The organism is Streptacidiphilus sp. BW17 (assembly GCF_041262485.1).
Lineage (GTDB): Bacteria > Actinomycetota > Actinomycetes > Streptomycetales > Streptomycetaceae > Streptacidiphilus.
On the sequence record NZ_JBGCCR010000022.1, the window covers coordinates 70274 to 84191 of the forward strand.

General features: G+C 71.3%; 13 protein-coding genes. 6 read left to right on the forward strand and 7 right to left on the reverse strand.

The window, feature by feature from the left end; all coding sequences use genetic code 11:
• Nucleotides 1–75 precede the first annotated feature (75 nt).
• The 3 genes from ABH940_RS24675 to ABH940_RS24685 all read left to right on the forward strand — a co-directional run bounded on the left by ABH940_RS24675 (nt 76) and on the right by ABH940_RS24685 (nt 5779).
• Nucleotides 76–1722 (forward strand): protease pro-enzyme activation domain-containing protein, encoded by a 1647-nt coding sequence (locus ABH940_RS24675; protein WP_370070725.1) that lies wholly within the window; start codon nt 76–78, stop codon nt 1720–1722.
• Between the two features lie 229 nt (nt 1723–1951).
• Nucleotides 1952–2278: a hypothetical protein gene (locus ABH940_RS24680; protein WP_370106191.1), complete on the forward strand. Its 327-nt coding sequence runs from the start codon at nt 1952–1954 to the stop codon at nt 2276–2278.
• Nucleotides 2279–2407: 129 nt separating this feature from the next.
• Nucleotides 2408–5779, forward strand: a complete 3372-nt coding sequence (locus ABH940_RS24685; protein ID WP_370106192.1) for a BTAD domain-containing putative transcriptional regulator — start codon at nt 2408–2410, stop codon at nt 5777–5779.
• A gap of 50 nt (nt 5780–5829) precedes the next feature.
• Here the strand turns inward: ABH940_RS24685 and ABH940_RS24690 are convergent, their stop codons facing one another.
• On the reverse strand, nt 5830–6666 hold the full coding sequence (locus ABH940_RS24690) for an ABC transporter permease (protein ID WP_370070719.1): 837 nt from the start codon (nt 6664–6666) through the stop codon (nt 5830–5832).
• On the reverse strand, nt 6663–7718 hold the full coding sequence (locus tag ABH940_RS24695) for an ATP-binding cassette domain-containing protein (RefSeq protein ID WP_370070716.1): 1056 nt from the start codon (nt 7716–7718) through the stop codon (nt 6663–6665). Before ABH940_RS24695 ends, ABH940_RS24690 begins: the two co-directional genes overlap by 4 nt.
• A gap of 248 nt (nt 7719–7966) precedes the next feature.
• Between ABH940_RS24695 and ABH940_RS24700 the strand changes: the two genes are divergently transcribed.
• Together ABH940_RS24700 and ABH940_RS24705 are read left to right on the forward strand one after the other, a co-directional pair.
• Nucleotides 7967–8164, forward strand: coding sequence for a ferredoxin (locus ABH940_RS24700; protein ID WP_370070714.1), 198 nt, complete (start codon nt 7967–7969; stop codon nt 8162–8164).
• 70 nt (nt 8165–8234) lie between these two features.
• The gene (locus ABH940_RS24705; RefSeq protein WP_370070712.1) at nt 8235–9434 is read left to right on the forward strand and encodes a cytochrome P450; all 1200 of its coding nucleotides are present in this window, start codon (nt 8235–8237) and stop codon (nt 9432–9434) included.
• A gap of 67 nt (nt 9435–9501) precedes the next feature.
• On the opposite strand, the gene ABH940_RS24710 is transcribed toward ABH940_RS24705, so the two are convergent.
• Complete coding sequence (locus ABH940_RS24710; protein WP_370106193.1) at nt 9502–11070, reverse strand: cutinase family protein; 1569 nt, start codon at nt 11068–11070, stop codon at nt 9502–9504.
• A gap of 299 nt (nt 11071–11369) precedes the next feature.
• On the opposite strand from ABH940_RS24710, the gene ABH940_RS24715 reads away from it, so the two are divergent.
• Nucleotides 11370–11765, forward strand: coding sequence for a hypothetical protein (locus ABH940_RS24715; RefSeq protein WP_370070708.1), 396 nt, complete (start codon nt 11370–11372; stop codon nt 11763–11765).
• A gap of 88 nt (nt 11766–11853) precedes the next feature.
• On the opposite strand, the gene ABH940_RS24720 is transcribed toward ABH940_RS24715, so the two are convergent.
• From ABH940_RS24720 to ABH940_RS24735, 4 genes are all read right to left on the reverse strand, one after another.
• Nucleotides 11854–12093, reverse strand: a complete 240-nt coding sequence (locus ABH940_RS24720) for a hypothetical protein (protein WP_370070706.1) — start codon at nt 12091–12093, stop codon at nt 11854–11856.
• A gap of 91 nt (nt 12094–12184) precedes the next feature.
• Nucleotides 12185–12457, reverse strand: coding sequence for a hypothetical protein (locus tag ABH940_RS24725; protein ID WP_370070704.1), 273 nt, complete (start codon nt 12455–12457; stop codon nt 12185–12187).
• A 152-nt stretch (nt 12458–12609) separates the two neighbouring features.
• A complete protein-coding gene (locus ABH940_RS24730; RefSeq protein ID WP_370070702.1) occupies nt 12610–12945 on the reverse strand; it encodes a hypothetical protein in 336 nt (111 codons plus the stop codon).
• Between the two features lie 355 nt (nt 12946–13300).
• Nucleotides 13301–13675, reverse strand: a complete 375-nt coding sequence (locus ABH940_RS24735) for a hypothetical protein (protein ID WP_370070700.1) — start codon at nt 13673–13675, stop codon at nt 13301–13303.
• Nucleotides 13676–13918: the final 243 nt, after the last annotated feature.

Below are 13918 nucleotides of genomic sequence, written 5' to 3' on the forward strand. Positions count from 1 at the left end.
TACGGTTGGGGCAACTGCTTGACCCGTGCATGATCACCTGCACGGATCAGACTCGACCTCCATGGAGGACGTCCCGTGACTGCCCGCCGCCTCAAGACCCTCGGTCTCCTCGCCGCTCCGCTCCCGGCGATCGCCGCGCTCGCCCTCACCACGCCCGCCCACGCCGTGGCCCAACCGCAGGTCGCGCTGCGCGGCGACGTGGTGAGCGCCATCAGCCACTCCGTCCGCACCGGCGCCGTCGCCTCGTCGACGCGCCTGAACGTCACCGTCAGCCTCGCGATGCGCGACCAGGCCGGTCTGCGGGCCTTCCTCGCGCAGGTCACCGACCCGCACTCGGCGCAGTACAAGCACTATCTGACGGTCAGTCAGTTCGCGGCCCGCTACGGGGCCGGTCAGGCGACCGTCAACGAGGTCACCGGTTACCTGAAGTCGCAGGGCCTCCACGTCGGACAGATCGCGGCGAACCACCTCTCCGTCACGGCCGCGGGCAGCGCGCAGCAGGTGGAGAAGGCTTTTGGCACCAGCCTGGCGACATACCACGACGCCGGTGTGAAGCGCGACTTCTTCGCCAACACCACGGCCCCGAAGATCCCCGCCGCGTTCGCCGCCGACGTGGTGGACGTCTCCGGGCTCGACAACTTCGCGGCGCACCGCCACTTCAACCACGTCAACACCGCTGTCCGGCCGAACGCCACCGCGCCCGTGGCCGGCCTCGACCCGACCAGCGGCCCGGCGGCCTACGACCTCGCGTCGCTCCAGTCCAGCGGTGACAACGGCACCGGGGTGACCGTCGGCCTGGTGGAGTTCTCCGCGTTCTCCCAGTCCGACATTTCCACCTACGACTCCACCTACGGCCTGAACGTCAGCGCGCCGACCGTGGTGAACGTGGACGGCGGCACCACCGACACCTCCGGCCAGGACGAGGTCGACCTGGACATCGAGGTCATCCAGGCGCTGGCCCCCGGCGCCACCATCAAGGTCTACGAGGCGCCCAACTCCACCGCCGGCGACGAGGCGCTCTACTCGCAGCTGGCCAGCGACAAGGTGCCGGTCGTCTCCTCCAGCTGGGGCCAGGCCGAGTCGCAGATCGACGCCGCGAACCGCACGGCCGACGACCAGTCCCTCCAGGAGGCGGCAGCCCAGGGGCAGTCGGTCTACGCGGCCTCCGGCGACAACGGCTCCGACGACGCGGGCGACGGCGGCACCTCGGTCGACTTCCCGGCCAGCGACCCCAGCGTCTCGGGCGTCGGCGGCACCACCCTCTCCACCAACTCCGACGGCTCGTACGGCGGGGAGACCGCCTGGTCCGGCAGCGGCGGTGGTACCTCCACCGTCTTCACCCAGCCCAGCTACCAGTCCGGCGTCACCAGCGACACCAACCGCGACGTGCCGGACGTGGCCGCGGCCGCCGACCCCAGCACCGGCTGGGCGGTCTACACCGGCGGCCAGTGGGAGGAGGTCGGCGGCACCAGCGGCGCCGCGCCCAACTGGGCCGCCTTCACGGCGATCTACGACCAGGTGGCGGCCGCGAAGGGCCACGCCGCGTTCGGCAACGCCAACTCCACGATCTACGCCGACGCGGGCGGCTCCAACTACGCCAACGACTTCCACGACGTCACCAGCGGTAGCAACGGCGCGTTCAGCGCCGGCACCGGCTACGACGAGGTGACCGGCTGGGGCTCCTACGACGGCGCGAAGTTCATCTCCGACAACCTCGGCTGACGCCTTCGCACTCCGCCCCGAGAGGTCCCGGCTCCCTTCTGCGCAGGGGGGAGCCGGGACCTCGGGCTGTGCGGGAGCGCGTCCCTCCCGCGGCATCGGCGCCTGCCCGGGGCGCTGGTGCCGCGGGGATCGCCCGACACGCGAACGGGATCGGAAGAATCGTTTGGCCACGGACGACCGGCTCTAGTGTGAGCGCCGTCCCCGTGACCACTCAGTTCGAGGAATCCCCATGCGCCTGCGCAATGCCGTCACCTCGGCCGCCGCCGCTCTGCTGCTCACACTCGCCCTCCCCGCCGCCGCCCACGCGGCCGACGGCGAGTTCCGCTACCAGTTCGGCCCCGGCCTCACGTCCTCCCTGGACGAGCCGCCGAGCGGTGAATGCATCGACATCCCCGAAGCGGCCCTCGACAGCCCCGCCTACGCGCCGCAGAACTTCACCGACGTGACGGCGACGGTCTTCCTGGACTTCGGGTGCAGCGGCGACACCTACCACGTGATGCCCCCGGGTGCGGTGCGCGGCCAGCGCCTCATCGTCCGCTCCGTCGTCTTCTCCTGACCGCCGCACTCGCAGCACCCCGTACGGCCCTGGCCGCCGCCCACTGCACCTGGGCGGCGGCCCGAGGATCTCTTCGCGCTGGCGACCGGGGCGAGTAGGCGCGCGGGCCGGGCGCGTTGCACTGCGATGATGGGACGCGTGCGCTACCGCATCCTCGGCACCACCCAGGCGCTCCGCGACGACGGCATGGCCGTCCAGGTCGGCGGAGCGCGGCTGCGTGGGCTGCTCACCGTGTTCGCGCTGCGGCCAGGCCGCAGCGTGCCCGTCGCGATGCTGGTCGACGAGGTGTGGGGCGCGGACCCGCCCGCCGACGGGCCAGGCGCACTGCAGGCGTTGGTGGGGCGGCTGCGACGGGCTCTCGGGCCCGGCGCGATCGTCTCGGTCGACGGGGGTTACCGGCTCGCCGCCGCGGCCGAGGACGTCGACCTCTTCCGGTTCGACCGCCTTGCCGCCGACGGTGTCCGCGCTCTCTCCGACGGCAACCCGGCCAAGGCCGTCGAGGTGCTCGACGACGCACTGGCCCTGTGGCAGGGGCCCGCTCTTGTCGATCTGCCCGATCGGGAGGCCGAGGCCTCGCGCTGGGAGGTCAGGCACCTGGACGCGCGCCGTGCCCGCCTCGACGCGTTGCTGACGCTCGGCCGGGCGGACGCGGCGCTGCCCGAGCTCGCCGCGCTGTGCGACGCGTCCCCCCTGGACGAGTTGTTCCAGGCACAGCGGCTGCGCGCGTTGCGGGACTTGGGGCGCACGGCCGAGGCACTGGCCGGGTACGAGGACGTACGCCGCAGTCTCGCCGACCAGCTGGGCGCCGACCCGGGCCCCGAGCTGCGGGCGCTGCACGCCGAGTTGCTGTCCCCGGCCGAGCGCGCCGAGCGCGCCGAGCCTGCTGGGCCTGCTGGGCCTGCTGGGCCTGCTGGGCCTGCAGTGCGGCCCGGCAACGCGTCCGGCCGGGCAGCGCAGACCCCGCCGGGAGCGCCCCGTCCCCCGGGCAACCTGCGCGCGCGGCTCACCTCCTTCGTCGGCCGCAGCGCCGACATCGACACCATCCGTGCCGACCTGGCCGGGGCCCGACTGGTCACCCTGATCGGTCCCGGTGGCGCGGGCAAGACCCGACTCTCGCAGGAGGCGGCCGAGGGGCTCGGCGGCACCGCGGCCGCGCCGGACGGCGTCTGGCTCGCCGAGCTGGCTCCCGTGGGGGACCCGTCCGCCGTCCCGGAGGCGGTGGTCAGCGCCCTCGGCGCTCGCGAGACCGTCCTTTCCGGCGCCGGCGCGGAGGAACTGCGCGCCGTCTCCGAGCGGCACGGCGACGACCCGCTCACCCGGCTGGTCGAGCACTGCACCGACCGCCGCATGCTGATCGTCCTCGACAACTGCGAGCACGTGATCGACGCCGCGGCCGCGCTTGCCGAGCAGCTCCTCGCGCGCTGCCCCGGCCTGACCGTCCTCGCCACCAGCCGCGAACCGCTCGGTGTCCCGGGGGAGTTGCTGCGACCGGTGGAGCCGCTCCCGGAGCCGTACGCGCTGCGGCTCTTCGGTGACCGCGGCGCGGCGGTGCGCCCCGGATTCACCCCGGACGAGGACCCGGAGGCCGTCGCCGAGATCTGCCGCCGCCTGGACGGGCTGCCGCTCGCCATCGAACTCGCGGCCGCCCGACTACGGATACTGACACCTCGTCAGATCGCCGACCGGCTCGACGACCGGTTCCGACTGCTCACCTCCGGTTCGCGCACCGCTCTGCCCCGCCAGCAGACGCTGCGTGCGGTGGTGGACTGGTCCTGGGACCTGCTCGACGAGCCCGAACGGGGTGTGCTCTCCTGGCTGTCCGTCTTCCGGGGCGGCTGCGATCTGGCGGCGGCCGAGGCGGTCTGCGGGCCCGATGCGCTGGACGCGTTGGCCTCGCTGGTCGACAAGTCCCTGGTCGTCGCCGGGCCCGACGAGGGCGACGGCGTCGACGGGGGCATGCGCTACCGACTGCTGGAGACGGTCGCCGAGTACGCGGGTGACCGGCTCGACGAGACCGGCCGGCGTGCCGACGCCGAGCGCGCGCACCTCACCTACTACCGCGAACTCGCCCGCACCACCGACCCGTTGCTGCGCGGGCACGGCCAACGCGCCGCGATCGCCAGGCTCGAGCGTGACTACGAGAACCTGCGCACCGCGCTGCACCGCGCCGTCGACGCCCGCGACGAGCAGGAGGCGATCAGCCTCGTCCTGTCGCTGAGCTGGTTCTGGCAGATGCGCGACCTGCGTCCCGACGCCCGCGTGTGGGGTGAGGCCACCTCTGCGCTCGGCCCCGACCCCTTCGCGGGACCGGTGCGCCCCGCGCCGCCGCTCCTCCAGCGCTGCACGGACACCCCGCCGCCGCTCGCCGGAGACCTGCTCGACGAGGCCCGACGCCAGGTCCACCTGCTCCGGCTCGCGTACCTGGACGTGGAGGCGGAGCAGTGGCAGACCGAGGAGGGCCAGGCCCGGCTGCACGCCATCATCGACACCTACCGCGCCGACCTGCCGCAGGCCTGCCGTCCGCCCGGCAACGTCTGGTACTTCGCGGTCCTGATGGTCGGTCAGCCGGATCTCCTGCGCGAGCTCAGCGACCTGACCGTGCGCACCTGCCGCGAACTCGGCTACACCTGGGAACTCGCCCTCGTCCTGGAGACCCGCGCCAACCTCCTTGCCAACCGCAGCGAGTGGGCGCAGCAGGCGCTCACGGACGCGGACGAGGCCATCGAGCTGTTCACCCGGCTCGGCGACGAGTGGGGCGTCGCCGAGGGGCTGTCGGTGCGCGGTGAGGCGCACGAGAAGCTCGGCCACCTCGCCGAGGCCGCTGCCGACTACATCAGCGCCCGCGAGCTCGCCGAGGACATGGGCGCCCACACCCAGGCGACGATCCTCCAGGTCAGGCTCGGTCAGGTGCTCATCGACCAGGGCGAGGGGGAGCGTGGCGAGCGGATGCTGCGCGAGACCCTGGAGCCGTCCCGTCGGCTCGCGAACGAGGCGCGGCCCGCAGCCAGGATGTTCCTGGTCACCCGGCTCGGCGAGACCGGTCGCATCGCCGAGGCACGTGAGCAACTCGCCCTGCTCCGCGGGGAGGTCACGTCGAGGGAGGCCCCGTTCGTCCATGGCGTGCTCGCGGGGATGGAGGCGATGATCGAGGTCCTGGACCGGCGCCCTGACCCGGCCCTGGAGCGGTTGACGCAGGCCCTCGACCTCGGCGCCGACCCGCTCATCTCCGTGATCATGCCGCACCTGCGGGCGACGTATCTGCTCACTGCCGCCCGCGCCCTCGCCCAGCGTGGCGACGAGGACGGCGCCCTGCGCGCCGCGCGGCTGGTCGGCGCCTCCGACGCCGCGCTCCCGGACGGCCATGTCCCGACCGCGACCGAACTGCGTTGGCGGACCGCGGCCGAGGCGGAAGCGCGGGCCCTGCTCGACGAGGCGGGTTACGACCGCGCCTACGCCGAGGGCGGCGGCCTCTCCGTGGAGGAGGCCGCCGCCCTGCTGTGACGGGCACCGGGGGACCGGTGTCCCGCGGGCCGACGAGTCCTGGCGGCGGGTCAGCTCTTCCTGGTGAACTTGCGGATGGCGACCGGGGCCATGACCAGGGTCAGACCGGCGGTCCAGGCGAGGGTCACCGTCAGCCCGTGGGCGATCGGGCCGCCGGTCATCAGGCCGCGCGCCGCGTCCGCGAGACCGGACATCGGGTTGTAGGTGGTGAAGCTCTCCAGCCAGCCCGGCATCGAGGTGGTCGGGGTGAAGATCGACGAGCCGAACTGCAGCGGCATCATCACCAGGAAGCCCATCGCCTGCACGGACTGGGCGTTCTTCATGGTCACACCGAGGACCAGGAAGATCCACATGACAGCGGAGCCGAAGAGCGCGGACAGGCCGACGGACGCCAGCAGACCGACCCAGTGGCCGTTGATCTGGAAGCCGACCAGGAGCGCGACGATCATCTGGACCGTCATGGCGACCAGGAGACGGACCAGTTCCACCGAGATCTTCGCGACCAGTACGGAGCCACGGCCGATAGGCAGTGACCGGAAGCGGTCCATGATGCCCTTGTTGAAGTCCTCGTTGAACCCGGTGCCGACGGCCTGCGCGATGTTCATGCTCATCATCGCGATCATGCCCGGGATCACGTACTGGACGTACGCCGCCTGACCGCCGCCGAGCGCCTTGCCGATCGAGCCGCCGAAGACGTAGACGAAGAGCAGGGTGAAGATGACGGGCATCAGCACCGCGTCCATCATCGACTCGGGATCCTGCTTGATCCACAGCAGGTTGCGGCGGATCAGCGCACCGGTGTGGCGGAGGTGGCCGCGCAGGCCGATCTTCGGGTCGGCCTCGATGGTGATGGTGGGGACGGTGGGGGAAAGGGTGACGGCGCTCATGCGGAGACCTCCTCGAGAACGGGCGCGGTCTGCTGCGGCACGGACGCCTTCTGGCCGGTGAGAGACAGGAACACTTCGTCCAGGCTGGGCAGTTCGGTGGTGATCGAGCCGATCGTGAGACCGCGGGCGGTGACCGCGCCGACGACCGTGGTCAGCTGCTCGTCGCTGACGATCGGCACCAGGACCTCGCCGGACTCGGCGTCGATGACAGCGCCGGGGACAAGGGCGGTGGCGGCGGTACCGGCCTGAGCCGGTTCGCCCGGACCCAGTTGATCAAGAGCGTGCGCCAGCGGGTCCAGCTCCAACGGGTCGGCGGGACGGATCCGCAGAGTGCGGCCGCCGACCTTCGCCTTGAGTGCGTCGATGCCACCGCTGGCGATGACCTTGCCGCGGTCGACGACGGTCAGCTCGGAGGCCAACTGCTCGGCCTCCTCCATGTACTGGGTGGTGAGCAGTACCGTCACGCCGTCCCGCACCATGCTCCTGACCTCGGCCCACACCTCGTTACGGGTGCGGGGGTCGAGGCCGGTCGTCGGCTCGTCCAGGTACAGGACGTGCGGGCGGCCGATCATCGACGCGGCCAGGTCGAGGCGGCGGCGCATGCCGCCGGAGTACGTGCGGGCCGGACGGGTCGCGGCGTCCGTGAGCGAGAACCGCTCCAGCAACGCGTCCGCGCGGGAGCGGGCCTCCTTGCGGGACAGGTCCAGCAGCCGGCCGATGAGGTAGAGGTTCTCCCGGCCGGAGAGCTTCTCGTCGACCGAGGCGTACTGGCCGGTCAGGCCTATCACCCGGCGCAGCTGCCGGGGCTGCCGCACCACGTCGTACCCGGCGACGATGGCCTGCCCGGCGTCCGGGGTGGTCAGGGTGGACAGGCAGCGTACGAGGGTGGTCTTGCCGGCGCCGTTCGGGCCGAGGACACCGAGGACGGTGCCTTCGTGCACGTCCAGGTCCACGCCGTCCAGTGCCCTGGTCTCGCCGAAGTGCTTGACCAGTCCCCGGACGGACACGGCCACCGGGCGGCCGGATTCGGGGGTCTTGTCGATTCGCGTCATGACCGCCAAGCTGCCAGGCCCTGCCGACAGACCGCCGACACGGCGTCGACACGGGGCTGGTAGGGGCGGCGTCCGCCGACAGATCTCCGACAAGCCGCCGACAGGTCTCGGTCGGAACTCGTGGGACGGGTACGGAGCACTTCCGGCCATTGTGTTCCCGAATGCCGTTGCGTACTACACCTACGGGAGGACGTGGACTACGTTGGCGACGTAGTTAGGTGTTCATGCCATCTACGTGGAGGCCCGTCATGCGCGTCAGTGTCGACCCGGACCGTTGCTGCAGTTCCGGGCAGTGTGTGGCAGCCGTGCCGGAGGTGTTCGACCAGTCCGAGGACGACGGGGTCGTCCTGCTGATCCAGCCCCGGCCCCCGGCGGAGCTGCAGTCCGCCGTACGCACGGCGGCCGGCATCTGCCCGGGCCGGGCCATCTCGGTACAGGAGCCCTGAGCAGCCGGGCGGCGCCCGCCAGCCGCGCCGCCGGGCCGCGGAACCGTGGAACCATGAAGGAGAACCACTCGTGACCACTGTGGAGCCGATCGACGCCATCACCTTCCCGGCCGCCCGCGGCGGCTGCCCGTTCGCGCCGCCGCCCGCCTACCAGGAGGCCCTGGAGCAGCGGCCGATCACCCCGATCTCGCTCTGGGACGGTTCCCGCGCCTGGCTCGTCACCCGGCACGAGGACGTCCGCGCCGTCATGGGCGACAGGCGGTTCAGCGCCGACGCACGCAACGCCGGCTTCCCGTTCCTCAGCGACGGGCGCCGGGAGTTGGCGACGGAGAACCCGTCCTTCATCCGGATGGACGATCCCGAGCACGCCAGGTTCCGGCGCATGCTGACCGGCGACTTCATCATCAAACGCGTGGAGGCGCTGCGGCCCGAGGTCCAGCGGATCGTCGACGGCTTCCTCGACGGGATGACCGCGCACCACCCCCCGGCGGATCTGGTCGCCGAGTTCGCGCTGCCGGTGCCGTCGCTGGTGATCTGCAGGCTGCTGGGCGTGCCGTACCAGGACCACGACTACTTCCAGGAACGCAGCCGGATCCTGCTGAACAACCACACCACGGCCGACCAGGTGCGCCGGGCGAACGACGAACTCCGCAGTTACCTTGAGGAGTTGGCGGAACGCAAAGCGCACGAGCCGGACGACCGGATCATCAGCCGGCTGGTCGCCCGCGGGGATCTCACCGGCTTGGAAGTGGCCGGGATGAGCCTGCTGCTGCTGATCGCCGGCCATGAGACCACGGCCAACATGACCGCCCTGTCCACGCTCGCGCTGCTGCGCGATCCGGCCCAACTCGCCCGGCTCCGTGAGGATCCGACGCTGATCAAGGGCGCGGTCGAGGAGTTGCTGCGCTTCCTCAGCATCGTCCAGAGCGGTACGGTCCGGGTCGCGGTCGAGACCGCGGAGCTCGGCGGCACCACGATCGAGGCCGGGGAGGGCGTGGTGTGCATGCTCTCCACCGCCAACCGGGACGGCTCCGTCTTCGCGTCGCCGGACGAGTTGGATGTCGGGCGGGACGCCAGGCGGCACGTCGCCTTCGGGTTCGGCGTGCACCAGTGCCTGGGACAGCCGCTGGCCAGGCTGGAGTTGCAGATCGTGCTGGAGACCCTGATCCGGCGGCTGCCGGGGCTGCGGCTCGCGGTTCCGGTCGAGCAGGTGCGGTTCCGCACGGACGCCGCCGTCTACGGCGTCGAGGAACTGCCCGTCGCCTGGTGAGCTGAGCGGTGGTTACCGCCCGGCGGCGTGCGGGCGGGAACCACCAGGCCTTCCTGCTGGCCGACCGTCAGCAATGCTTGATGATCTTGCTCCACTGTGCGTAGGTTCCGGTGGTCAGGTACCGGTCGTTGACGTAGCCGGAGAAGTTGGCGCCGTCGTCGACCGAGAACCAGTAGTGGTCGCCGGTCCCGTCGGCGTCGTCGGACCCGGTGGTCCAGCAGTAGGTGATCAGCTGGTTGCCGTTGTGGCCCTGGTAGTACGCGTTGTGGCCGTGGTCGTAGTCCGGCGAGTTCTGCATCGAGAGGTACGAACCCGGGGCGATGTCGGTGACGTGTGCGCACCAGTCGTTGGGGTTGCCGCCGATGGAGCACTTGTAGAGCCCTGACGGTGGTCCGGGGGTGGGCCCGGCGCACTGGTCCACGCCCGGTAGCCAGGCCGGTCCCTTGAGGAAGATGTTGCTGAGCCACCCGTGTTGGGCAGGCAGGTAGGACCAGACGTCGTTGGTCACCCCGCCCGAGGTCACGGGATCGGCGTGCTCCTGGCAGCTGACGTAGACCGTGGTGGGGGACGGCAGGGTCGCCGTGACCGCGGCCTGCGTCGTGGGGGCGGTCCGCACGTGGACGTCCGTGGCCCACGTCTGCTCGGGGGTGCCGCTCGGCGGTGGCGGGGTGGGGCCGGGGTGGACGATGTCGCGCTGGCGGATCGCGGCGGCGACCGCGCGCCCGGCGGTGTCGGCCGCCACAGCGTGTGCCTTGAGGTTGTCGCTCGCGCTGTCGCCGTAGTCCCGGTACGACACGTGCGGCGGGTCAGCGCCGACGAAGCCGCTGTCGGCGAAGTCCGTCAACCACTTCTGCTGCCAGCTGGAGGAGCCGGGGTACGCGGACTCGTCGCAGACGGCGTCGTCGGTGCGGCACACGTCGAAGTACCGTCCGTCGCCCACGAATCCGGCGAACACCTCGGGCACGGGCAGTCGCTGCATCAGTCCACCGTGGTCGACGTCGGCGGTGCCGACGGAGAAGTCGGGGTTCAGCGTGGTCATGTACCCACGCTGGGCCAGGCCGACCTGGCCGTTGTAGCGTGACGCGTCCCCGACGTCGACGATCGCGCCGATCTCGTCGGACTCCCGCTGGTTGCCCGCGATCACCGACTGCGCGATCGCGTTCTTGACGACCTGGGCCCCCTGGGAGTAGCCGAGGAGGATCAGCGTGGGGCGGCTGGCGCAGGCCGAGTAGAACTGGATCGCCTCGACCAGCTTCTGCCATCCCTCGGCCATCGACGTCGGGTAGTCGTCGGGTCCGAGGTGCCACGGGAACCAGGAGGGCAGGTTCGCCGCCGACGCCGGGTAGGGAAGATTGCGCACGGTGAGCTCGTCGGACGTCACGTGCCGGTCGGCCAGCGCGCTCACGAGCGCCCTGACGTAGGTGTTGTTGACGCCCACGTCGCCGTACGGGTAGATCTGGCCGGTGGAGCTGTCCTTGTCGTATTCGCCGGTTCCGTAGGCGGAGAGGATCACCCAGGGCTTGTCGCAGTTCATCGCCGGCTGCGGCATCGGGTACTCCGCCCGCGCCGCGGTGGCGTTGCCCAGTGACAGCATGGACGCCAATGCCAGCAGCAGTGCCAGTGCGGCTGCCCACACCGGCCTCCGGAATCCCTCACACGTCGCCGGCATCATCTGCCCTCCTCCGCCCGACCAGGTCCGCGCCTGGGCATCTGACACCTCGTCCGTATCCCAGACAGGCGACGACCATACTGGACGTACACGTCCGATCTGGGGCGGATGCTTTGCGATAACTCGATCGAGTGAAGAGTGAAGGATGAAAGGTCGGGTCGGTCCCACGGTGACCGGAGCCGCTGTCAGCCGCAGTCGCCTACCGGGCGACGGCGAACGAGTGGACGCACTTCGAGCGCCTGAAGCGGTGGCCGCGCGGCCTCCTCGTGGCCGGGGACGCGCTGTGCCGGTTCAACCCGGTCCACGGGCACGGGATGACGGTGGCGGCACTGCAGGCCCAGGTGATCGCCGCGCAGACTGCCGCGCGTGAGCCGGCCACGGTCGCCGCTGAGGCGCAGAAGCTGCAGAAGGCCGTGGCGAAGTGCCCGAAGGCGGCCTGGGCGATCGCCACCGGAGAGGACTCCCGCTATCCGAACACGGACGGGCCGGCACCGGGCCGACTCGTCAGGATGCAGCAGGACTACCTGGCCCGCGTGTTGGCCGCGGCCCACACCGACCCGGTGGTGTCCGAGAGCTTCTCCGCGGTGCTCTCGCTCAACCGCGGCCCCGAGATGCTGCTGACGCCGCAGATCGCCGTACGCGCCCGCCGCCGTCAGACCTGAGGTTCCGCATCCGCGTTCCGTCGGTCACCGAAGGTCCGCCGCTGCCGACGGATGTCGTCACCGGCATCCGTCCGGTGGTCCGCGCGGCTCACGCCCACACGTCGGGTCCGCCGCCCTGCCACTCGACCATGTCCTCGGATTCGAGGTCGAGTTCTTCGAGGCCGGCGAGGCGGCAGAACTCGGCCACGTCCGCGAGCACGTGGGCCTTGCCGACGTGCCTGCCGAGGATGGTCACGGGACGGTACGGGCCGGCCATCGGCTCGGTGTGGACCGGGTGGACGACGACGTGCGCGTGATGGCCCGCACCTTCCGGGCTTGCTTCGCTCATGTCGCCCAGCCTGCGGTGTTCGCAGGGTGATCGCATCCGGGTGGAGTGCGCCGCTCGAACGAGCGACGGGGGCGGAGGGGGATGCTTCGGCCTATGCCTCGCCCCGGCCGGTGGCGGCACAGGCATCGGAGCAGAAGCGCGTGCGGGCGCTGCTGCCCCAGCGCTCGTGCGGGGTGCCGCAGCGGGGGCACTGGCGTGTGATGCCCGCGGCGACGTAGTCGAGCAGATCCAGAGCGTGGAGCAGTGCACGGCAGTCCTCCGCGCCCTGCGCTCGCGAGGCCACGAGGAGGCGGGCCTGTTGACGGGTTCTGCGGTCCTGGGCAGTGAAGATGTCGAAATCGCCTGAGCTGTAGGGGTCGTGCACGGGTGGGCCATCCCTCCGCACCGCGGTCGCGGTGTCCTGTCGCTGCCACCCGGGCGGGTGGTCTGTCGCACACCGCGCCCGGGGGTCGCCCGGGGACGCGGTCCGCTGGACGGTCGCTGTCGCGGTTGCTGTTACGGTCGCGGTTGCGTGGTTCAGCGTGCTCCGTCGCGGATGTCCCAGCTGGCGAAGCCCAATGGGTCGGGTGGGTTGAGTTGCTCCAGGCGCGCGTGGAGCCAGGCGATGCGCTGGTCGGCGTCGTCGCCGCGGATACCGAAAGTCAGGCCGCGCGGACCGCCGCGGTGGCGGCGCTGACGGTCGCCGGCGGCCTGGTCGAAGGTGTCCAGCGCCTTCTCGAACAGAAGGGCGTCGGAGCGGCTGTGCGGGGCGAGGTTGTCCAGGGTGAGGAAGCGCCACCCGTGGGCGATGTCGCCGGCCTCGGCCACGATGAGCTGTTCGGCCAGGAACTGCGCGTCGTCCTCGGCGGTCACCGGACCGCTTCCGGTTCCAGGAACAGGTCGGTGTGGTTGAGCGTGTGCGTGGGTGCCTCGGTCTGTGGGCTGCGGAGCGGCAGGTGCCGAACAGGCGCCTTCGCGGCGTGCCGCGGCATGCGAGCTAGGCCGGGACGGCGGGGGATATGGAGGATGAGGCACCTTCTCGCTTGCGCGTCGGCGGGAGCCGCCTTGACGAGGACACCGGCGGTGCAGCGTGGCTGCCTGCCGTCGTGGGCCTTTGGGACAGGTTCGCGCAGGATGGAGGCTTCTGGCTAGGGGCAGCGGCTGGGTGCGGCCCGATGGGGTGTACGGCGGAGGGGTGGTTCACCGCGGGAGAGTGGTGCCGGGCGGACTACTGGTCGACGTAGCCGAAGTCCCCCGCGGTCCAGGCGCTGACGTCCGCGATGGCGATCCGGTACATCCCGCCGGTCTCCGGGATGCCCACGTGACCCTGGAGGATTCGGGCCAGGTGGAAGTGCAGGTATGACGGTGCCTCGGCGGCCCGCCCCCGCGCGTCTGCGGTGGGTCCCATGAAGATGCCGGCGAAGGGCCCCAGGCGCTCGGAGTCCTGCAGCAGTTCCGCGACGTGCTTTCGCCACACCTTCTCGGGTACCAGCCTGCCGGTGATGACCGTGCCGTGGACCACCACGGTGAGCGGCATCTGATTGGTCTGCTCCGCTTCCACAACGGTGGCGATCTCCATGAGCAGCGCATCAGGCGTCGACATGGAGCCGAGGGTACAGGCCGGACTGCGCCGGGCGGGGCCGATGCCGGAGTCGGAATGAGCCCGCCGGGCGCCACGCGGGCCCGCGTGGCGTCGGGGAATGCTGCGGGTACGGCATCTTTCCGTGCTACTGTCGATATCAGTTGCAGTTGTGGTTCCCAAAACTTCGAGTCGCCTGTCGGTCCTCTCCGGTCCGCGGGTGTGCTTGCGAATTTCCGGTGCTTCCGGGCGGGGCAATCATCACGG

What these genes read in the sequence shown, in the direction of transcription:
- ABH940_RS24680 (WP_370106191.1), top strand. Translation starts at nt 1,952, where the DNA reads ATGCGCCTGCGCAATGCCGTCACCTCGGCCGCCGCCGCTCTGCTGCTC.
- ABH940_RS24685 (WP_370106192.1), top strand. Translation starts at nt 2,408, where the DNA reads ATGGGACGCGTGCGCTACCGCATCCTCGGCACCACCCAGGCGCTCCGC.
- ABH940_RS24690 (WP_370070719.1), bottom strand. Translation starts at nt 6,666, where the DNA reads ATGAGCGCCGTCACCCTTTCCCCCACCGTCCCCACCATCACCATCGAG.
- ABH940_RS24695 (WP_370070716.1), bottom strand. Translation starts at nt 7,718, where the DNA reads ATGACGCGAATCGACAAGACCCCCGAATCCGGCCGCCCGGTGGCCGTG.
- ABH940_RS24700 (WP_370070714.1), top strand. Translation starts at nt 7,967, where the DNA reads ATGCGCGTCAGTGTCGACCCGGACCGTTGCTGCAGTTCCGGGCAGTGT.
- ABH940_RS24720 (WP_370070706.1), bottom strand. Translation starts at nt 12,093, where the DNA reads ATGAGCGAAGCAAGCCCGGAAGGTGCGGGCCATCACGCGCACGTCGTC.
- ABH940_RS24735 (WP_370070700.1), bottom strand. Translation starts at nt 13,675, where the DNA reads ATGTCGACGCCTGATGCGCTGCTCATGGAGATCGCCACCGTTGTGGAA.